18 protein-coding genes are annotated in these 19,509 nt (G+C 65.2%); 7 read left to right on the forward strand and 11 right to left on the reverse strand.

The window, feature by feature from the left end; translation table 11 throughout:
* Positions 1-349 precede the first annotated feature (349 nt).
* From ACXJ7R_RS07690 to ACXJ7R_RS07705, 4 genes are all read right to left on the reverse strand, one after another.
* Complete coding sequence (locus ACXJ7R_RS07690; protein WP_457151297.1) at positions 350-1,534, reverse strand: amino acid ABC transporter substrate-binding protein; 1,185 nt, start codon at positions 1,532-1,534, stop codon at positions 350-352.
* Positions 1,535-1,579: 45 nt separating this feature from the next.
* The gene (locus ACXJ7R_RS07695; RefSeq protein ID WP_457151298.1) at positions 1,580-2,227 is read right to left on the reverse strand and encodes a hydrolase; all 648 of its coding nucleotides are present in this window, start codon (positions 2,225-2,227) and stop codon (positions 1,580-1,582) included.
* A gap of 134 nt (positions 2,228-2,361) precedes the next feature.
* Positions 2,362-2,739: a nuclear transport factor 2 family protein gene (locus ACXJ7R_RS07700; protein ID WP_457151299.1), complete on the reverse strand. Its 378-nt coding sequence runs from the start codon at positions 2,737-2,739 to the stop codon at positions 2,362-2,364.
* Between the two features lie 179 nt (positions 2,740-2,918).
* Entirely contained in the window at positions 2,919-3,800 is an 882-nt protein-coding gene (locus ACXJ7R_RS07705) for a helix-turn-helix domain-containing protein (protein ID WP_457151300.1), read from the reverse strand.
* Positions 3,801-4,102: 302 nt separating this feature from the next.
* On the opposite strand from ACXJ7R_RS07705, the gene ACXJ7R_RS07710 reads away from it, so the two are divergent.
* The 3 genes from ACXJ7R_RS07710 (at position 4,103) to ACXJ7R_RS07720 (ending at position 7,239) form a co-directional block, all read left to right on the forward strand.
* A complete protein-coding gene (locus tag ACXJ7R_RS07710; RefSeq protein ID WP_457151301.1) occupies positions 4,103-4,984 on the forward strand; it encodes an EamA family transporter in 882 nt (293 codons plus the stop codon).
* A 108-nt stretch (positions 4,985-5,092) separates the two neighbouring features.
* Positions 5,093-6,484: an NfeD family protein gene (locus ACXJ7R_RS07715; RefSeq protein WP_457151302.1), complete on the forward strand. Its 1,392-nt coding sequence runs from the start codon at positions 5,093-5,095 to the stop codon at positions 6,482-6,484.
* Positions 6,481-7,239 carry a slipin family protein gene (locus tag ACXJ7R_RS07720; RefSeq protein WP_095091267.1) on the forward strand — a complete coding sequence of 253 codons (759 nt, stop codon included), beginning with the start codon at positions 6,481-6,483 and terminating at the stop codon, positions 7,237-7,239. Before ACXJ7R_RS07715 ends, ACXJ7R_RS07720 begins: the two co-directional genes overlap by 4 nt.
* 43 nt (positions 7,240-7,282) lie before the next feature.
* Here ACXJ7R_RS07720 and ACXJ7R_RS07725 read toward each other — a convergent pair whose 3' ends face one another.
* Positions 7,283-8,212, reverse strand: a complete 930-nt coding sequence (locus ACXJ7R_RS07725; protein ID WP_457151303.1) for a LysR family transcriptional regulator — start codon at positions 8,210-8,212, stop codon at positions 7,283-7,285.
* A gap of 97 nt (positions 8,213-8,309) precedes the next feature.
* Between ACXJ7R_RS07725 and ACXJ7R_RS07730 the strand changes: the two genes are divergently transcribed.
* Positions 8,310-9,320 carry a zinc-dependent alcohol dehydrogenase family protein gene (locus tag ACXJ7R_RS07730; protein WP_457151304.1) on the forward strand — a complete coding sequence of 337 codons (1,011 nt, stop codon included), beginning with the start codon at positions 8,310-8,312 and terminating at the stop codon, positions 9,318-9,320.
* A gap of 228 nt (positions 9,321-9,548) precedes the next feature.
* On the opposite strand, the gene ACXJ7R_RS07735 is transcribed toward ACXJ7R_RS07730, so the two are convergent.
* The 6 genes from ACXJ7R_RS07735 to ACXJ7R_RS07760 form a co-directional block, all read right to left on the reverse strand.
* Positions 9,549-11,843: a xanthine dehydrogenase family protein molybdopterin-binding subunit gene (locus ACXJ7R_RS07735; RefSeq protein ID WP_457151305.1), complete on the reverse strand. Its 2,295-nt coding sequence runs from the start codon at positions 11,841-11,843 to the stop codon at positions 9,549-9,551.
* Positions 11,840-12,823, reverse strand: a complete 984-nt coding sequence (locus ACXJ7R_RS07740; RefSeq protein ID WP_457151306.1) for an FAD binding domain-containing protein — start codon at positions 12,821-12,823, stop codon at positions 11,840-11,842. Before ACXJ7R_RS07740 ends, ACXJ7R_RS07735 begins: the two co-directional genes overlap by 4 nt.
* Complete coding sequence (locus tag ACXJ7R_RS07745; RefSeq protein ID WP_457151307.1) at positions 12,820-13,299, reverse strand: (2Fe-2S)-binding protein; 480 nt, start codon at positions 13,297-13,299, stop codon at positions 12,820-12,822. Before ACXJ7R_RS07745 ends, ACXJ7R_RS07740 begins: the two co-directional genes overlap by 4 nt.
* 174 nt (positions 13,300-13,473) lie before the next feature.
* Positions 13,474-15,732: a xanthine dehydrogenase family protein molybdopterin-binding subunit gene (locus ACXJ7R_RS07750; RefSeq protein WP_457151308.1), complete on the reverse strand. Its 2,259-nt coding sequence runs from the start codon at positions 15,730-15,732 to the stop codon at positions 13,474-13,476.
* Positions 15,722-16,780: an FAD binding domain-containing protein gene (locus tag ACXJ7R_RS07755; RefSeq protein WP_457151309.1), complete on the reverse strand. Its 1,059-nt coding sequence runs from the start codon at positions 16,778-16,780 to the stop codon at positions 15,722-15,724. The genes ACXJ7R_RS07750 and ACXJ7R_RS07755 overlap by 11 nt, the downstream gene beginning before the upstream one ends.
* Positions 16,777-17,274, reverse strand: coding sequence for a (2Fe-2S)-binding protein (locus ACXJ7R_RS07760; RefSeq protein WP_457151310.1), 498 nt, complete (start codon positions 17,272-17,274; stop codon positions 16,777-16,779). Before ACXJ7R_RS07760 ends, ACXJ7R_RS07755 begins: the two co-directional genes overlap by 4 nt.
* Before the next feature lie 287 nt (positions 17,275-17,561).
* Here ACXJ7R_RS07760 and ACXJ7R_RS07765 point away from each other — a divergent pair, with 287 nt between their 5' ends.
* The 3 genes from ACXJ7R_RS07765 (at position 17,562) to ACXJ7R_RS07775 (ending at position 19,269) form a co-directional block, all read left to right on the forward strand.
* Complete coding sequence (locus ACXJ7R_RS07765; RefSeq protein WP_457151311.1) at positions 17,562-18,173, forward strand: TetR/AcrR family transcriptional regulator; 612 nt, start codon at positions 17,562-17,564, stop codon at positions 18,171-18,173.
* A 4-nt stretch (positions 18,174-18,177) separates the two neighbouring features.
* Positions 18,178-18,414 carry a hypothetical protein gene (locus ACXJ7R_RS07770; RefSeq protein WP_095091276.1) on the forward strand — a complete coding sequence of 79 codons (237 nt, stop codon included), beginning with the start codon at positions 18,178-18,180 and terminating at the stop codon, positions 18,412-18,414.
* 102 nt (positions 18,415-18,516) lie between these two features.
* Positions 18,517-19,269: a DeoR family transcriptional regulator gene (locus tag ACXJ7R_RS07775; protein ID WP_457151312.1), complete on the forward strand. Its 753-nt coding sequence runs from the start codon at positions 18,517-18,519 to the stop codon at positions 19,267-19,269.
* The last annotated feature ends 240 nt before the right edge of the window (positions 19,270-19,509 follow it).

Consider the following 19,509-nt stretch of genomic DNA (forward strand, 5'->3'; position numbering starts at 1 on the left):
AAATACTTGTGTGAGCAAGCGATAAAGGTTGACAAAGCCGCCCGGATTTCACCCTTTTTTGGCGATTTCCTCCAGCATTTCAACCCTGTCGTTGAGCTGTATGGATCTGCCCGCTCCGGTTGATTGGAAAAAACCCCGGCTTGGAGAATGAGAAAAGCTCAGATCTTTCTTAAAACGTGCGCAAAACTCGAAAATCTATAATTTACTATACGTATTTGGCCCCTTTACGCATGGAATGAATTAAAATTATTGGGTTTTGCGCGATGCAGCATGATCGCCGGCTTTTTCGTGGGTTGCCCGCACGGTTCGCTCCTCCCAAAGCCCAACGGGAAGCCGCAAGCAAAGCCCTTCACCCTGCAGAGCGGGCTTGCGCATAGGGAAAGATCAGCTCACCGGAGGCGAAGTCTGGTGGCGACACCACGATCTGCCTCGATCCGTTGCGGAACTGGCTAGCCTCATGGCCGGAGATGCCTTGGAACTGAACCTGCAGGACGCGTGGCCGCGCCCATTCGCCGTTCACCCCGAACCGGACGGCGCCCATGACGGTGTCGAAGATCGCTTCGCGCGTGTATGCCGACAGGGCGGTGTCGTCGAAGCCGCCGGTCGCCTCGATTGCCTGGGCAACCACCTGCATCTGCGCAAAGGCGAGCGGCGCCATATAGTGCCCCAAGAGGTCGACGCCGGCATCGCCGGCTCGCGCCTGGTAAGTGTCCAGAAACTCCTGAACGCCGGGGAACATCATCCTGGAGACGGGGACCCAATATTCGTAGTTGACGAAGCCATTGAGCAGCAGGCCGAGCGCCGTCTTCACCGCTGTGTTCTGCGGCCCGATCATGCCGGCGCCAACCATCTTCGGGCGGAACCGGTGCGCATGGATGGCGCGCACCAAGTCGATCGAATCCTGAAGGTATGAACACAGAAACAAGAGGTCGCAGCCACTCTTGGCGACGGCATCAAGGACCGGCTTAAAGTCGGTTGTCGTCAGCGGATAAGTGGCCTCATGAACGATGCTGAAGTCGTATTTGTCGGCGTTTGCCTTGGCGCCGAGAATGGGATTCCTGGAAAATTCCGCGTCGGCGGATAAGAGCGCCACCGTCGCGGGCCGAGGCCTCTGCTGCGCGGCGAGCGCGAAAAAGCCTTCGGTCAGTGCCGCGTTCGGATCCGGCCCGGTCGGGATCATGGCGAAATAGTTGGGATAGGCGAGCGCGTTGACGCCGAGGCCCATCAGGCCGACGAAGAAGCGCTGTCGTTCGATGATCAGCGGCATTGCCGGCAAAACCGTGTTGGTGCCGTAGCCGCCGATGACCAGGTCGACCTTGTCGTCGTCCATCATCCGCTTGTAGAGGCCAGGCACGAGCGAGGCGTCACCATGGTCATCGTGGCAGACGAGTTCGACAGGGCGGCCGAGCAAGCCGCCCCGTCGGTTGGTGTCTTCCCGCCAGATGTCATGCGCGAGCTGCGCCGACCGGCTGTTGCCCGCGAGCGGGCCGGTCAGCGACAGGCAGTAGCCGATGCGGATGGGCGCGGCGGACATGGCTAGCCTCTCTCGAAGTACGGGCCTCTTGACGTGCGGGCCTGTTCAGGCGCCGGCTTTGGCGCGGGTGGCGAGCAGCTGCATTTCCCAGGCGAAGGCGACGCCACTGGCACCGCCATGTTCGGCTACGACGCCGGCGACACCGGCGGCCGTGTCTTCGCGGGCCCAGTCGCGCTGCCATTCGCCCAGCACCGCCATCCAGGTGATCGGCACTGCGCCTGCGGCGACCATGCGGCGCACGGCCATGTCATGCGCCTCCAGCGAGACGCCGCCTGAAGCATCAGTGACGATGAACACGTCATAGCCTTCGGCCAGCGCCTGGATCGCCGGCATCGCCAGGCAAATCTCGGTGTAGAGCGCGGCGAGCACGAGCTGCTTGCGTCCGCTCTTCTTCACGATGTCGGTGACTTTGGGGTCTTGCCAGGTGTTGATAAAGGTGCGGTCGATCGGTTTCTGCTCCGGAAAGACATCCTGCAGCCCCTTGATGATGTAGCCGCCGCGCTCCTCGAGCACGGTCGTCAGGATCGTCGGTACATTGAAGACCTTGGCCGTCTTGGCCAGGCCAACGACGTTATTGACGACCATCGTCGGTTCGTGGCTGTTGAGATTGGTGAACTGATACGGTTGATGGTCGATCAGCACCAGGATGCTGTCTTCGGGGCGAAGCAGGGCTTCGAGGCCGGTTTTGGGCATGGGAAACTCCTTGGATCTGCGGGCGACTGGTTAAAGCGCGTCGTGTTGAAACGGCTTCAGTCGACGCGCTTTAAGTTTCTGTTTTTTGTGCATGTCGTTGTCCCAAACCGCTGCGCACTTTTGGGCGACATGCATCAGGCGCCGGCGGGATCGAGAAAAACGTAAAGGGAATGGATGAGGTCGCCCTGGAAATGCGCGACATCAGTGCCGGTCACGGCGACGGGACCGTTGGGCGGGCCGGATTGCCAGCGCAGCCGCCCGATGCCGTGGTGACCGACGGCAGGGCCGGTCGCCGTGAAGACGAAGTCTGCCGGCAGGCTCGACAGCAGCGCTTCCACCGCCTGATTGATGGCGATATGGCCCGTTGCCGCCGCATGCGGTTCATATAGCACCGCGTCGTCGGCATAGATTATTGCAATGGCGCTCATCCGGCGGACGGCATCGCGCTCGCCGAACACGCGGGCAAGGTTAGCCTGCATCAGGGCATCATAGTTGATCGGTTCTGCGGTCATCTTCCACCTTCCGGATCAGGAGTTCCGGGGAGGCGGATGTCGCAAAGTGCTCAATCCGATGTCTCGCCTGCCCGGTCGAGGGACTATTGCTCCATCATGGGGCGCAACGCACTGTTCGATCCTGCTATTTCCAGCCTCAATCCGCTGTCACCTTGCGATCGGCCGCTGTCACGTTGCGATCAGCTTTTGCGGTCGCGCCGCCACGTCGCCGGGGTCGCGCCGATGAGCTTGCGGAACGTGCGTCCAAAATGCACGGCATCGGCAAAGCCGGTGGCCTCGGCCACCTGGTCGAGCGTGGCGCGGCTGTCGATGAGCAGTGCCTGCGCGCGCCGGATGCGGGCGTCGAGTTGCCAGCGATACGGCGCCATGCCGGTCGAGGCCTTGAACGCCCGACTGAAGTGCGATTGCGACAGGCCGGCCAGTGCCGCCAGCCGCACGAGGTCGACACGCTCGGGCAGGTGCGCATCGAGATGGTCGATGACACGCCGAAGCTGCCAGGGCGCCAGGCCCTTGGCGTCGGCGCCGGGCTCCAGCGGATCCACGAACAGTCGCGCCATGATCGCCACGGTCAGCCCATCGCCGTAGAGCTGCGCCGACGGATCGGTGTCGTTCACCACCTCGGCGAGCAGCTTGACCAGGATCCAGATGCGGTCATCGGCAAAACGCAGCCGCGGCGTCGAGACCGCTTTGCGATCGAACCGGGTAGCCAGCCTTTCGTCCATGGCGGCAAAATCGAACATCAGCGTGGCGTCTCGAACGAAGCGGACGTCGGCGCTATAGCCCCACATCTCCATGCCGGCAGGGGCGAAGTCCATGTGCCTGGGCCTGTAGCCGGCGGGGCAAGGCTGGTTCTCGCCCAGCCGTGGTTCACACGGGCTGCCGACCTCTTCCAGCAGGGCAATCAGGCGGGTCTCCGTCTGATGGGGAAACTGGTGAGCCACCCTGCCGGAGCCGCGCCATTCATTGACGTCGAGAGAAACGCCGTTCCAGGCCCGCCGCGCTGTCGACAGGCTGAGCACATTTTCGGGCAGAGGTGCGACGGCTTCGACGCGGGCGAGCACGGATCAAATCCTCCTGATGTCTAGAAGACCAGCCCTATGTAAGCGATGGAGCCTAAACCATAAGCGCCGTTGCGGCGAACACAGCGTCACCTGGTTCCATGGGCCGGCATCGGGCAACCGGCCCTTCCTCAACGCCGGCGACCGCGGCTGGCATCGAGGCTGGCGACATCAGTGACCGGTTGGCGGTTGCCGGCGCCTTGCCCCATCAAGACGTCGGCGCTGTCTCACGACAGGCCGGCCGGTTCGGCCTATCGCGATGCCGCCAGGCGGGTTTGGTCCGGCGGCATGGAGGATGAGCCAAAGTGACATCGACGCCGGTTGCCCATCGCGAAGCGGCGCCCTTGCCGATCGCCGCGCTGATGGGCGCCATGGTGTCGATCCAGATCGGCGCCACCTTCGCCAAGGGCCTGTTCCCGCTGATCGGCGCGCAGGGCACGACGACGCTCAGGCTGGTCGTCGGCGCGCTGATGCTGATCGCCGTGCTGCGGCCGTGGCAGATGCGACCGTCGCGCGCCACCATGCCATGGCTGATCGCTTATGGCGTGACGCTGTGCGCGCTCAACCTTCTGTTTTACGCCGCGCTCGCCACCATTCCGCTCGGCATAGCGGTGGCGCTGGAGTTCTCCGGCCCGCTGCTGGTGGCGACGTTGACCTCGCGGCGTGCCAGCGACTTTGCCTGGATCGGGCTAGCGGTGGCCGGCATCTTGCTGTTGTCGCCTTTCGTCCATTCGCTGCAACCGCTTGATCCGACCGGGGTGATGCTGGCGCTGGCGGCCGGCGGCTTCTGGGCGCTCTACATCGTGCTCGCCCAGAAGGCGGGTGCTGAACTCGGCTCGCGCACCACAGCCTATGGCATGGCGATCGCAGCCGTGCTGGTGCTGCCCTTCGGCGTGGCACAGGCGGGAACCGCGCTGCTCGAACCGTCAATCCTGACCAGCGCGCTGCTCGTCGGGCTGTTCTCCAGTGCGCTGCCCTTCTGGCTGGAGATGGTGGCGCTGACCAGGATGCCGGCCCGCATCTACGGCACGCTGACCTGCCTCGAGCCCGGGCTGGGCGCGCTGGCCGGCTTCCTGTTCCTGCACGAAAGCCTGACGGCGCCGCAACTGGCCGGCATCGCCGCGGTGATTGCCGCCGCCTTCGGCACCGCGCTGACGTCGCGGCCGCCGGTTCCGTCGCCGGAATAGCTCCCCACAAGGGAGATTGTGCGCTCAGCCGCGTTCGCATTCGCCGACGTCGCTCTCCTCTTGGACTTCGCAAAATACAACCCATATTGAATCCACGGAGCTTTGAGCGTGACCTTCGCGCGGGTGGCCCTTTTTGCCGCGGCCTTCGTCGCCGCAGCTGTCTTTTCTCCCTTCTCTTCGGCCGGGAGCGAGAAGGTTGCGCTGAGCGTCGCAATCGACGGCGCCATCGGGCCGGCAAGCACCAGGCAACTCGAGGAAGCGCTTGATGTAGCCGCCAAGCGGGGCGCCGAAGTCCTCATCCTTCAGATCGATACACCCGGCGGGCTCGTCACCTCGATGCGCGAGATGATCGCCGATATCCTCGCTTCACCGGTGCCCGTCATCGGCTATGTCGCGCCGGCCGGTGGCCATGCCGCCAGCGCCGGCACCTATATCCTCTATGCCACCCACGTCGCGGCGATGGCGCCCGGCACCAATCTGGGCGCCGCGACGCCGGTCGAGATGGGCGGGCTGCCGTCGCTTCCGGGCGGCGACAAGGACAATAGCGACCAGAACGACAAAGGCGACCAGAAGGACGCCACCGGGCGGCCGGCAGGCGACGCGATGATGGCCAAGGTGACCAATGATGCCGTCGCCCTTATCCGCTCGCTGGCGGAACTGCGCGGGCGCAATGGCGATTGGGGCGAGAAAGCCGTGCGCGAAGCTGCGAGCCTTTCGGCGAGCGCGGCGCTGCAGGAACATGTCATCGACTTCGTCGCCCACGACACCACCGAGTTGTTGCAACTGGCCGATGGGCGGACCGTCGATGTAGCGGGCAGGAAAGTGGTTCTGGCGACCAAGGGGCTGCGGGTCGAGACGCTGGAACCCGGCTGGTTCATCCAGCTTCTCTCCGTCATCACCGATCCGAACGTCGCCATCATCCTGATGCTGGTCGGCGTCTACGCCATCATCTTTGAGTTCACCAGCCCCGGCGCGGTGGCGCCCGGCGTCATCGGGACCATCTGCCTCGTGCTTGGGCTCTATGCACTCAATCTCCTGCCGATCAATTATGCCGGCCTCGCCCTGATGCTGCTCGGCGTCGCCTTCCTCGTCGTCGAGGCCTTCAACCCCACCGTGGTGCTTGGACTCGGCGGCGTGGCCGCCTTTCTGCTTGGCGCCACCGTGCTGCTCAAGACCCAAGGTCCGGGCTTCGCCGTGTCATGGGCCGTCATCGGTCCCGCTGCCGCGCTGACGCTTGGGCTGGCGCTGCTGACGGGCACCTATGTCTGGGCGGCGCGCAAGAGCCTGCCCCGTGTCGGCGGTGAGGCCATGCGCGGACTGCCGGCCCAGATTCTCGACTGGGAGGGCGGCGAGGGCCATGTACTGGCCCAGGGCGAGCGCTGGCGGGCGAAGGCCGACGAACCCATCGCACCCGGCGACAGCGTCGAGGTCACCGATGTCAGCGGCCTCGTACTGACCGTGCAGCGGCGCGACGCCGGAAGTAATGGAGCGAGAAAATGAGCATCGGTTACGTGGCCTATCTGTTGCTTGCGCTGGTCGTGGTCATGTTCCTGTCCGCGGCCATTCGCATCCTCAGGGAATATCAGCGCGGCGTGGTCTTCACGCTCGGCCGCTTCACCGGGGTCAAGGGTCCCGGTCTCATCATCCTCGTCCCCTTCATCCAGCAGATGGTCAAGGTCGATCTGCGGGTGGTGGTGCAGGATGTGCCGCCGCAGGACGTGATTTCGCGCGATAACGTCTCTGTGAAGGTCAACGCGGTGCTCTATTTCCGCATCGTCGACGCCGAACGGGCGATCATCCAGGTCGAGGACTTCATGGCCGCCACCAATCAATTGGCGCAGACCACGCTGCGCTCGGTGCTCGGCAAGCACGAGCTCGACGAAATGCTGGCCGAGCGCGACAAGCTCAACAGCGATATCCAGGAGATCCTCGACCAGCGCACCGACGCCTGGGGCATCAAGGTCTCCAATGTCGAGATCAAGCATGTCGACCTGAACGAGAGCATGATCCGCGCCATCGCCAAGCAGGCCGAGGCAGAGCGGCTGCGCCGCGCCAAGGTGATCAACGCCGATGGCGAGCAGCAGGCGGCGGCCAAGCTGGTCGAGGCGGGCAAGATGCTGGCCGCCGAGCCGCAAGCCATGCAACTGCGCTATTTCGAGGCCCTGCACGACATCGCCGGCGAGCGCTCGTCCACGGTTGTGTTCCCGCTGCCGGTCGATCTGCTCAGCCAGTTCATGAAGCAGCAGGGGAAGTAGGGAGGAGCGTGTGATCTTCCCCTTTTGTGGGAGACCGGCGGCCTCACCGCAGCCAGGGCGGATCCGGCGCGAAGCGCTTGCCGATCCAGTCGGTGAAGGCGCGGGTCTTGGCGGCTTGTCCCTTGGCTGACGGCGTGACGACATAGACCGCGCCCTCGTCGGCCAGCGTCCAGTCCTCCAGGATCGGCACCAGCCGGCCGTCGGCGAGCTCGCGGCCGACCAGCCAGTCGGTGCTCATCATCAGGCCGACGCCTTGCACGGCGGCCTGGACCAGCACCTCGGCATCGTCGGAGACCAACGGCCCGGAAACCTCGACGCGCACGTGCCGGCCCTCGCGGTCGGTCATTTCCCAGGCCGGAAAGGTCTGGAAGCCGCTGAAGCCGAGACAGGAATGTTCGAGCAGCGCCTGCGGTGTCTCCGGCCTGCCCCTTCGGGCGAGATACGAGGGGGCGGCGCAGAGCAGCCGGCGCCGCGTCGCCACCTTGCGCGCCACCAGGCGCGAATCCTCCAGCGCGCCGAGCCGCACGGCGACGTCGAAATTCTCGGCGACCAGATCGACGAAGCGGTTGGAGAATTCCGCCTCGATGCGGACATCGGGAAATTCGGCAAGGAATTGAGGCAGCAGCGTCCCGATCCACATGCGCCCGAACGTGCCGGGCAGCGCCAGCCTGAGCAGGCCGCGCGGGCGGCCGCCTGCATGTGCCGACGCGGCGGCCTCGGCCTCGTCGACAGCGGCGAGGATGGCGCGCACGCGCACCAGGAATTCGGCACCCGCTTCGGTCAGCGACACGCTGCGCGTCGTGCGATGGAGCAGCCTGACACCCAGCCGCTCCTCCAGTGATTGCAGCCGCCGCGACAGGATGGTCGCGTCACGCCCGACACGCGCCGCCGCCCTGGTGAAAGAGCGCGCTTCGGCGATGGCCGCGAAGGCCGCCATTTCGGCAAGGGCCACTGGTTCTTGGGATTGCTGCATGATTTGCAGTACTCAAATGCAAAAGCCAATGATTATCCAGAGATAACGCAGCAGCTAGGTTCACTCAACCCATCAATCGACGCACCGGAGTGAAACCATGAAAGCCATCGAACTGAGCCAACCCAGGCTGGACGCCTTCCGAGCCGCCACCCTGGCCACCCCCGAACCGCAGCGCGGCGAGGTGCTGATCCGCCAGCGTGCGGCGAGCCTCAATTTCGTCGATGTCGCGGTGGCGAGCGGCAATTATCCCGGACCGAGCTTTCCGCTCATCCCCGTCGCCGACGGCGCCGGCGAGATTGTCGCGCTTGGCGAGGGGGTTTCGAGACTGGCCGTCGGCGATCGCGTCATCGCCCACGCCAAGCCGCGCTGGATCGGTGGCCGGCCGCGCCCTTACGAGATGACTCAGATGCGCGGCATCTCGCTGCCGGGGTCGCTGGCCGAATATGTCGCGCTGCCGGCCAATTCGGTCGTGCCGGTGCCGGCGCATCTCTCCTTCGAGGCGGCCTCGACGCTGCCAATCGCCGGCACCACTGCCTGGAACGCCATCCGCGCCGCCGATGTCGGGCCGGGCTCGGTCGTCGTGCTGCTCGGCACCGGCGGGGTCTCGATCTTCACCTTGCAGCTGGCGAAAGCCGCCGGCGCCACGGTCATCATCACCTCGTCGTCGGACGAGAAGCTGGAGCGGGCGAAAGCACTCGGCGCCGATCATCTCATCAACTACCGCGCGATGCCCGACTGGGACGGCAAGGTGCTGGAGCTGACCGGAGGCCTCGGCGCCGACCTCGTCGTCGAGACCGGCGGCACCGCCACCTTCACCCGCGCCATCAACGCCACCGCGCCCGGTGGCACACTGTTCACCATCGGCTTCGTCACCGGCGCCGAGGCTACGGTCAATCTGCTGCCGATCATCATCAAGGCGCTGAGGGTGGTCGGCAACAACACCGGATCTGTGTCCGACCTTCACGACGCCGCCCGCGCCATCGGTGCAGCTGGAATCGAGCCAGTCGTCGACAAGATGTTTTCGCCCAACCAAGCGGCCGAAGCCTACGCCCACATGGCCGCCGGCGGCCTGCACTTCGGCAAACTGGTGTTCGGGTTGGAGTGGTGATCGGCGAAGATGGCGGAGCTGCCACTCTCTCCCCTACAGGGGCGATGCCCGGCCGGGCAGAGGGGGTGGGAAGGATCGCCAAACTTCGCGGTTACCACCTTCAACCGGAAATCACTGGACGGCGCGATTGTGATTGGGTTGAGATGCCGGCGGGACAGTACCCCCCCTCTGGCCTGCCGACCATCTTCCCCGCAAGGGGGGAGATCGCAGCTTCGTCGCCGTCGCCCCCTAAATCAGCTTCTCCAGCGTGATCGGCAGGTCGCGCACGCGTTTTCCAGTGGCGTGGAAGACCGCGTTGGCGATCGCGGGTGCCACGCCGACGATGGCGAGCTCGCCGACACCCTTGCCGCCGAGCACCGAGGAGTGCAGGTCGGGAATGCCGACCGAGATCACTTCGATGTCTGGAATGTCGGCGTTGGTCGGCACCAGATAGTCGGCAAGGTTGTTGTTGACGATGCGGCCATGGCGGCGGTCGACGATGCCTTCCTCGAGCAGCGCCTGGCCGATGCCCATGATGATGCCGCCCTTCCATTGGCTTTCGGCGAGTTTGGGGTTGTAGAGCCGGCCCGAATCCAGCGCCGATACCACGCGCGACACGCGCACCGTGCCGAAATCCTCGTCGACACGCACCTCGATGAAATGCGCGCACCAGCTGTGGCGGGAATAGTCGCCCTCCGTATGCGGCAGCGCCATGGCGATGGTGGTGTAGTTCTTGTAGCGATCCTGCGCCGTCGAATTGGCCGGCATGGTGTCGCCGGTGGCCTCGATGTGGTCGCGGCCGACGCTGCCGAGCAGTTCGGCGATGGAGAGATCAGGGCCGTCGCCGCGCGGCGATGAGATACGGCCGTTGGCGACCACCAGCGTGTTGGCCTGCAGCGCGTGGAATGGCGAGCGCGGATCGCTGATCGCCAGCCCCACCAGCTGATCGAGCGCCGAGGTCGCCGCCTTGTAGACGGCGCCGGTCATCACGCCGGCCAACCGCGATCCGCCGGCGACGCCGGCGCGGGGGAAGCGCGAGTCGCCCAGCTTCACGACGACATTGTCGGCCGGCACGCCGACCGTCTCGGCGGCGGTCTGCGCCAGGATCGTGTAGGTGCCCTGGCCCATGTCGATCGAGGAGCTTTCGACCTCGACCGAGCCATTGGCGAGAATGCGCACGATCGCCTCGCCATAGGCGCGCCGCACCGGATATGTGCCGGCGGCGACACCCCAGCCGATCAGCTGGTTGCCGTCGCGCATCGAGCGCGGCTGTGGTGTCCGCCTTGCCCAGCCAAAGCGTTCTGAGCCCGCAGCAAAAGCCTCGCGCAACTGCCTGGTAGACCAGGCTTTTTTGGCGTGTGGGTCCTGCTCGGCATAGTTTCTCAGGCGGATCTCCAGCGGATCGATGCCGACCTCATAAGCGAGTTCGTCGATGGCGCTCTCAATGCCGAAGGCCGAGGGGTTTTCGCCCGGCGCGCGCATGGCGCCCGGCACCACCGAATTCACCCGCACGACATTCTGCTTCGAGGAGGAATTCGGCGTCGCGTACATGATCGAGGTGACCGATCCGAGCGGCTCGACCCACATGCCGTCCATCGACGTCTCGTTGATGCCACGATGCACGATCGACTGGATTATTCCTCCCGTATCTGCGCCGATCGTCACCGTCTGGCGTGTCGCCGCGCGCCCGCCGTAGCCGGTGAATGTCTGCGGCCGCGTCATCACCAGCCTCACCGGCCGGCCGAGCATCTTGGCGGCACTTGCCGCCACCGCGCCATGGCTGAGCGCCAGCGCCTTGGAGCCGAAGCCGCCACCGATATAGGGCGAGACGAGCCGCACATTCTCGAACGGCACGTCGAACCATTCGGCATAGGTGCGCGCCATGCCGTCCAGCCACTGGCTCGGCTCCCATACGGTGAGCTTGTCGCCTTCCCACTGGGCGATCAGGCCATGAGGCTCCATCGGCGCCTGGTATTCGCGCGGCGTGTTGTAGGCGGCGCAGATGCGGACCGGAGCCGAGGCGAAAGCGGCCTGAGCGTCGCCCCATTCCTTGGTCATGGCGTCGATCGGGATGCCGTCACCGGCCTTGGCGTCGCTGAGGTCGACGATGGATGGGGTCTCGTCATAGCTGACCTTGACCAGTGCCGCGGCCGCAACTGCCTGCTCGAAAGTTTCCGCGACGACTGCCGCGACATGCTGGCCTGAGAAGGTGATGTCGCGCGCCAACGGGCAATAGGGCTTGTCGGGCGGCGGTGTACCGAACCAGTCAGAGGCAGTCCTGAGGCTGATGATGGTGTCCGGCGTCAATACCTTGAGCACGCCGGGCGCTGCCTCGGCCTCGGCGGTATCGATTGAGCGCACCTTGCCTGATGCAATCGTGCTTTCGACCAGCACGGCGTAGGCGAGGCCTTCGAGCTGCTGTTCGACGGCATATTTCGCGGAGCCGGTGATCTTGGCCGGGCCGTCGACGCGCGACAGCCGGCCGCCAACGGCGTCGGCGCCGCCATCGGACGCATCACCATGTCTCATGTTGTGAACGGTCATGCGGTTTCTCCCATTTTCAGGATGGCGCGGGCGACGACGCGCGGCGCCAGTTCGATCTTGTAGTGGTTGGCGCCATTGTCGACGGCGCCTTCGACGGCGAGCAGGCTGGCGGCGCGGACGGCGTCCGGCTCCAGCACCTTGCCTTTCAGCGCCTCTTCCACGGCCCGCGCCCGCCACGGTTTGGTCGCGACGCCGCCCAGCGCCACACGCAAATCCCGGATGGTGCGCCCGTCAGCCTCGAACTCGATGCCGACGGCAGCACTTGCCGCGGCGAATTCATAGGATTGGCGGTCGCGGATCTTCAGATAGGTCGAACGCCGGGCCGCTGCGGAGTCGGGGATATCGATCGCGGTGATCATCTCGCCCCGTTCGATCGCGTGTTCCCTGTCGGGCGTGGCGCCGGGCAACAGAAAGAAATCGTCCACCGAAACCCGACGCTCGCCGAGATGGACGATCGCGTCGAAGGCGACCAGCGCGGTGGCGAGGTCACCTGGATACATGGCGATGCAGGCTTCGCTGGTGCCGAGTACGGCGTGTCCCCGCGTGACTCCGCCGATAGCCGAACAGCCGCTGCCGGGTTCCCGCTTGTTGCAGGCAGGGAAATTCGAGGGATCTCGGAAATAGGGGCAACGCGTGCGCTGCATCAGATTGCCACCGATTGTCGCCATGTTGCGGATCTGCGCCGAAGCCGCCTGCCACAGGGCTTCGGAGACGGCGGGGAAGTGGCGCTTAATGTCGGCATGGTCGGCGACATGACCCATTTTGGCCAGTGCACCGATGGTGGCGCCGCTTGCGCTCACTTCGATCTTGTCCAGCCCTTTGAGATGGGTGATGTCGACCAGGCTGTCGGGCTCGGCGACACCGCATTTGGCGAGATCGATGAGCGTGGTGCCGCCGGCGAGCAGCATGGCGCCGGGCAGGGCGGCTGCCTGGCGTGCCGCCTCGAGCGAGCCGGCACGCAGATAGGAAAAATCTCTCATGACTGGACCTCCACGGCTGCCTGGCGGACAGCGGCGACAATGTGTGGATAGGCGCCGCAGCGGCAGAGATTGCCGGCCATGTATTCGCGGATTTCTTCATCCGAGCCGGCATGGCCCTCGCGGATGCAGGCGACCGCCGACATGATCTGGCCGGGCGTGCAATAGCCGCACTGGAAGGCATCCTGCTCGAGGAAGGCAGCCTGCACGGGATGCAGTTCACCCTCCCGTGCAAGCCCCTCGATGGTGGTGACGGTGCGGCCCTCGGCCTGCGCGGCCAGCGTCAGGCAGGCCAGCACGCGCTCGCCGTCGACATGAACGGTGCAGGCGCCGCACTGGCCGTGGTCGCAGCCCTTCTTGGTGCCGGTCAGGCCGAGCCGGTCGCGCAAGGCGTCGAGCAGCGTGACGCGCGGCTCGAGCTGCAGGGTGTGGCGATGGCCGTTGATGTCGAGATGGACGGGAATTGTTGTTTTGGTCATGGGCGTCTGGCTCCAGTTGCTTGACGCGAGGTCGATTGAGCTGATGTTGGGCGGGCGAGGAGAGCCGGCAGGCTTGCCCGTCTCTCCCACCTGTCCGTCCCTTCGCTTTCGGTCCGGGCATTCGTCGTTGGAAAGCCRGGCAACTGGCTTCCTGTCCGTTTTACGGATCACTCGTCATCCCAGCAGGTCCTCGATCCGGATTGGAAAGCGCCGGGGGCGCACGCCAGTTGCATGCCAGACCGCATTGGCAACGGCGCCAGCCGTGCCGGTGATGCCGATTTCGCCAACGCCCTTGATGCCGAGCGCGTTGACGTAAGGGTCGTCCTCGTGGACCAGCAGCGCCTCGACCGACGGCACGTCGGCATTCACCGGGACATGGTATTCGGCGAGGTTGGCATTCTGGATACGGCCCGAGCGCCGGTCGGTGACGGCCTCTTCATGCAGGGCGAAGGAGACGCCCCAGATCATGCCGCCATAATACTGGCTGCGCACCAGCCGCGGATTGATGACCCGCCCGGCGGCAAAGGCACCGACCAGTCGGGTGACGCGGATCTGGCCGAAATCGGGATCGACCTTCACTTCGGCGAACACAGCGCCATGCGCGTGCATGGCATAGGCCTCCCGCGAGGCCGGGTCCGGGGTTCCCGTGCCACAGCCATCGATCTCGGCGAGCCCGGCGCGGGCCAGGATCTCGCCATAGCTTTCACTGCGATTTTCGTCGTCGCGCCGGTAGAGGCGGCCGCCACGCGCCAGGACGCCCTCGTTGCCGGCGCCGAACAACGGCGAGGCTTCATGGCCGGTGGCGAGATCGGCGAGCCTGGCGATGACGGCGGCTCCGGCATTGTGGATCGCCATGCCGGCTGTCGCCGTATGGCCGGAGCCGCCGGCAATGCCTGCGTTGGGTAGGTCGGAGCTGCCGGCCCTGAAATCGACCTGGTCGATGTCGAGCCCCAGCCCGTCGGCGGCGATCTGGGCGAAGGCGGTCCAGGCGCCTTGCCCCATGTCCTGCGCGCCGGTCTCCATCAGGCCGCTGCCGTCGGCCCTCAGCACGGCACGCGCCTCAGCCTGGAACATGATCGCCGGAAAGGTTGCCGTGCCCATGCCCCAGCCGGTCAGAAAGCCATCCTTGTCCGGCATCTGGCGCGGCTGGAGCGGACGGCGCTGCCAACCGAAGCGCTCCGATGCCTGCGTGTAGCATTCGCGCAGCGCCTTGGACGAAAACGGCTTGCCAGTCATCGGCTCGACCTCGGCATAATTGCGCAGCCGAAACTCCAGCGGGTCCATGCCGCAGGCCGCGGCTGCCTCATCGATGGCGCTCTCCAGCGCGATCGAGCCGGTGGCTTCACCCGGGGCGCGCATGAACAGCGGCGTGCCCGTGTCCAGCCGCACCGCCTCGTGCGAAGTGGCGATGGCCGGGCTGGCATAGAGCGTGTGCGAGGCATCGGCGGCCGGTTCGAAGAAATCGTCGAACGTGCTCGATGCGGTCTTGGCGTGATGGTCGATCGCTGTCAGCTGGCCTTCGCTGTCCATGCCCATGCGCAAGGTCTGGCGCGTTGGCGCGCGATGGCCGACGGGCCCGTACATCTGCTCGCGCCGCAGCACCAGCTTGACGGGACGACCGACGAGACGCGCCGCCAGAATGCCGAGCACCTGCGGCCCGGAGATCATGCCCTTGGAACCGAAGCCGCCACCCAGGAAAGGGCTGCAGATGTGGATATTTTGCGGCGCGATGCCGAACAGGCCAGCGATGCGGCCCTGTGCCATGGCAAGGCCCTGGCTCGGCGTGTCGATCGACAGGCTGTCGCCATCCCAGGCGGCGACGATCGCATGCGGCTCCATGGCGTTGTGGTATTGGGCCGGCGTCTCGTAGGTCGCCTCGATCCGCGTCGCTGCCGACTTGAGACCGGCCTCGACATCGCCCTTGTGGTGCACCGCAGGACTGCCGATGCCGACACCGCCCGGCACAAAGCTTTCGGCGCCGTCGAGGCCAACGCGCGCCGGCTGCGCTTCATAGCGCGGCGACAGCAGTGCCGCCCCTTCGGTCGCCGCCTCCAGCGTCTCGGCGATCACCACGGCGATGGTCTGGTTCGGGTAGCGGATACGATCGTTCTGCAACAGGTCGAGCCGGAACATGAAGGGATTGTTCTTGGCATCCGGATCGGTGGCGAGCGGTGGCCGGTTCTCGGGCGTCATCACCTCGACCACGCCCCCGTGCGCCTTGGCCGCCCTGACATCCAGTGAAGCAACGCGGCCGCGTGCGATGCCGCTGACGGCCAGTACTGCGTAGAGCATGCCGGGCGGATGATTGTCGGCGGCGTAACGGGCGGTACCGGTGACCTTGAGAAAACCATCGCGGCGGGTCAGCGGTTGGCCGATGCTGGAGCCCTGCCGGAGATGGGCGGGTTGTTGATTGAGGCCGAGTTCAAGCGTCATGGCGCACTCCGGGAATGGAAGAAAATGGGGAGGCAGGGAGGGCTGGCAGCCGCCCAGGCGTTCCCGCTAGGGCAGACATCAGCGCCCTGACTACTATGCGGCGTGCGAGTTCGATCTTGAACGCATTGTTGCCGGAGGGACTGGCATCGGCCAATGCGGCGTCCGCCGCACGGACGAAGCTCGTCTCGTCGGCATCGGCGCCAAGCAGGACCGCTTCCGCCGAACGCGCCCGCCATGGCTTGGCCGCTACCCCGCCCAGCGCCAGCCGCGCCTGGCGGATCTTGCCGCCTTCGACGACAAGGGCAGCGGCGGCCGAGACAACAGCGAAGGCATAGGAGGTGCGTTCGCGTACCTTGAGATAGCGGGCATTGGCGGAGAAGGAGGCAGCCTCCGCCGGCAGGCGCACCCCAACGATCAGGTCGCCGGGCTCCAGTCCATTCTCCCGCTGCGGCGTCTCGCCAGGAAGCCGGTGGAATTCCTCCAGCGTCACATGGCGCCGGCCCTTTTTGCCCTCGATCTCGACCACGGCGTCGAGCGCCACCAGCGGCACGCAGAAGTCCGACGGATGCGTGGCTATGCAGGCGTCGCTCCAGCCGAGCACGGCATGCAGCCGGTTCTCGCCACCCAGCGCGTCGCAGCCCGCGCCCGGCTCGCGCTTGTTGCAGGCGCTGGCGGTGTCGTAGAAATAGCTGCAGCGCGTGCGCTGCAGCAGATTGCCGCCGACGGTGGCGGCATTGCGAAGCTGAGCCGAGGCGCCCGACAGCAAGGCCTCCGCCACCGCCGGATAGGATCTGGCGAACTCTGGATCATGAGCGAGATCAGCATTGCGCACCAGCGCGCCGATGCGCAGGCCGCCATCGGCCAGCCGCTCAATGCGGTTGAGCTCCGGCAGGCGCGAGATGTCGACGATACGCTCGGGGCTGGTGACGCCGCCCTTCATCAGGTCGAGCAGGTTGGTGCCGCCGGCGAGATAGGCCGAACCCGGCTCGGCCGCCGCCGCAATGGCGTCGGGAATGGTGGTGGGCCTGATATAATCGAAGTTCTTCACGCAGCGGTCCTCCGGTCGGCTTTGGCAAGCTGCTCCTGGGCTTCCAGGACCGCCTCGACGATGCCGCCATAGGCAGCGCAACGGCAGAGATTGCCGCTCATGCCCTCGCGGATGCGCTCGGGATCGTCGCCGGCCTGTGCCTCGGCGATCAGGCCGAGCGTGCTCATGATTTGACCCGGCGTGCAGAAACCGCATTGGAAGCCGTCATGGGCGATGAAGGCGGCCTGCACCGGATGCAGGTCTTCACCGTGGGAGACACCCTCGATGGTCAAGACCTTGGCGCCGTCATGGCTGACAGCCAGCGCCAGGCAGGAGTTGATGCGCTTGCCATCGACCAGTACCGTGCAAGCGCCGCACTGGCCGCGGTCGCAGCCCTTCTTGGTGCCGGCGAGCTCAAGCCGCTCGCGCAGCAGGTCAAGCAGTGTGACACGTGGATCGACCTCCAGTTCGTATCGGTGTCCGTTGATGGTGAGAGCGAGGGGAAGGCTGGTCATGGGCGTCTGGCTCCAATTGCTTGACGCGAATGGGAATCATCTGGTGCCTTGCTGGGGAAGAGCAAGGTTACCTTGCGGTCAGGTTGGGTAGTCTCCCCGCATGGGGGAGATAGCACTCATAGGTCTTCACCGACCTCCAGCGGGCGGGGAGGCTACTTTCAGCACGTGACATACCGGTTCGCCTTATTATATGATAAAGGTGCTCCACTAAAACGGAGGCGCCTCCGTTTATTACGTGGGGGCTGACCCGGCCGGGTTCAAGCCCCCGCCACACCGTGGAGAAAAAATTGGCCGCCGAGCCGTCCGCCATCGCTGAAGAGAAGGTCGAAGAGGCCAAGCCGCTGCGCGCCGACGCGCAGCGCAACCGTGACAGGCTGGTCGAGGTGGCGGCCGCCGTCTTTGCCGAGCGTGGCATCGACGCCTCGCTGGAAGAGATCGCGCGCCGTGCCGGCGTCGGCATAGGCACACTCTACCGGCATTTTCCGACCCGCGAGCATCTGGTCGAAGTGGTCTACCGGCGCGAGGCAGAGGCGCTGTGCGCGGCTGCCGGCGAACTCGCCGGAAAACATCCGTCCGATGTCGCGCTGGAGCAGTGGATGCAGCGCTTCGTCGACTATATCGCCACCAAGCGTGGCCTGGCGACCAGCCTGCGCATCCTGCTGACCACCAATTCGACGCTGTTTTCCGACACGTCAGGCCGCGTCTCGCAGGCCTTGCGGCAACTGGTCGAGGCGGCGGTGGCCGAGGGCACCATTCGCGGCGATGTCGACGCTTCCGACGTGCTACACGCACTGTCGGGCATCTACTCGGCACCAGACACCCCGCAATGGCGCGACCGTTCACGCCGGCTGGTCTCGCTGCTGATGGACGGTCTGCGGTTCGGGGCGGGGAAGGGGTGACTCCGTGGATAGCCTCATCTTGGTGCTGACAAGGTTCGTCAGCGGAGAAGACACCAGCCTGGCCGCCGCCAACAGCCTGGAAGTGCTGCTCGACGAGGCCTATCCGGACGACGAGCTTGTTCAAAGTGCCGTTGTAAAGCTTGCGAGCTACAGGCCCGGTGGTGGCCAGTTTCTGTTCGACACTCCGGAAATTCAACGTCGGCTGCTTCGTATTCGCGACTATCTTTCGCATCGCACCTGATAAGACCGCTCTTGCATTGCGCGGATTCGCACACCGCGCTTGCAACTGAGTGAGAGCGGTTGTTAAATTCCTCACATTTCAGGTGACCGACAGGCCCAACGCATGACTGCTCGCAAAGCGCAAAGGACAGCCCGGCTGATCCATCTGCTGTCGGAACGGCGGGTTATCCATCTGAGCGAAGCAGCAACGCTGCTGGGCGTCTCGGAGATGACCGTGCGGCGTGACATCGCCACCAATCCGGGGCAGATCGCCTTTCTCGGTGGGCACATATTGGCGGCGGCCGAGATCGATACTGACGCTCCTTACGAACTGGCGACCGCGGCCGATAGCCATGCGGCGGCGAAGCGCGAAGCCTGCCTGCACGCGGTGCGGAAAATTCGGCCCGACGAGACAATCTTCATCGATTGCGGCACGACGCTGATCCATCTGATCGATCTCATTCCAGATGATTATCGAATAACGGCAATATGTTACGCCATGAATGTCGCGGAGCGCCTGACCCGCAAGGCCAATGTCACGCTCATCATGCTGGGGGGCGTCTATCATCCCGCGTCGGCGTCTTTCTCGGGCACGCATGACTTCGACATTTTGAAGAGCGTCGGCATCAACGCAGCTTTTCTGTCGGCCGCCGGTGTCGATGCCAAACGCGGCGCCACCTGCGAGCATTTCCACGAGGCGGTGGTGAAGCAGAAGGTGATGGGCCTGGCGCGCGAAAACTACCTTGTCGTCGACAGCAGCAAGATCGGCAAGCTCAAGCGCGCCTTCTTCGCGCCAATGGACGGTTTCGACGCCGTCATTACCGAACATGGGGAGGTAGGGCCGGAATCATTCCAACTGCCGCCTGACTCCGTTTGACATTTCGCCGGCCTGATGGAAAAGTCACAAAAAAAGTAAGAGAAGTCCCAAAAGACAATCTGGATCGGGGTAGGGGACGCGTCAACGGAAGGAAATGCAGGCGTCATGATCGAACAGGGTTCGATTTCGCCATCGTCCGGGACTCCCTTGCTGCGCGTCGAGGGCGTCAGCAAGCGGTTCGGCGGTGTCAATGCGCTGCGCGGCGTCAGTCTCGAAATCAAATCCGGTGAAGTGCACGCC

It is taken from the genome of Mesorhizobium sp. P5_C1, from assembly GCF_054049815.1.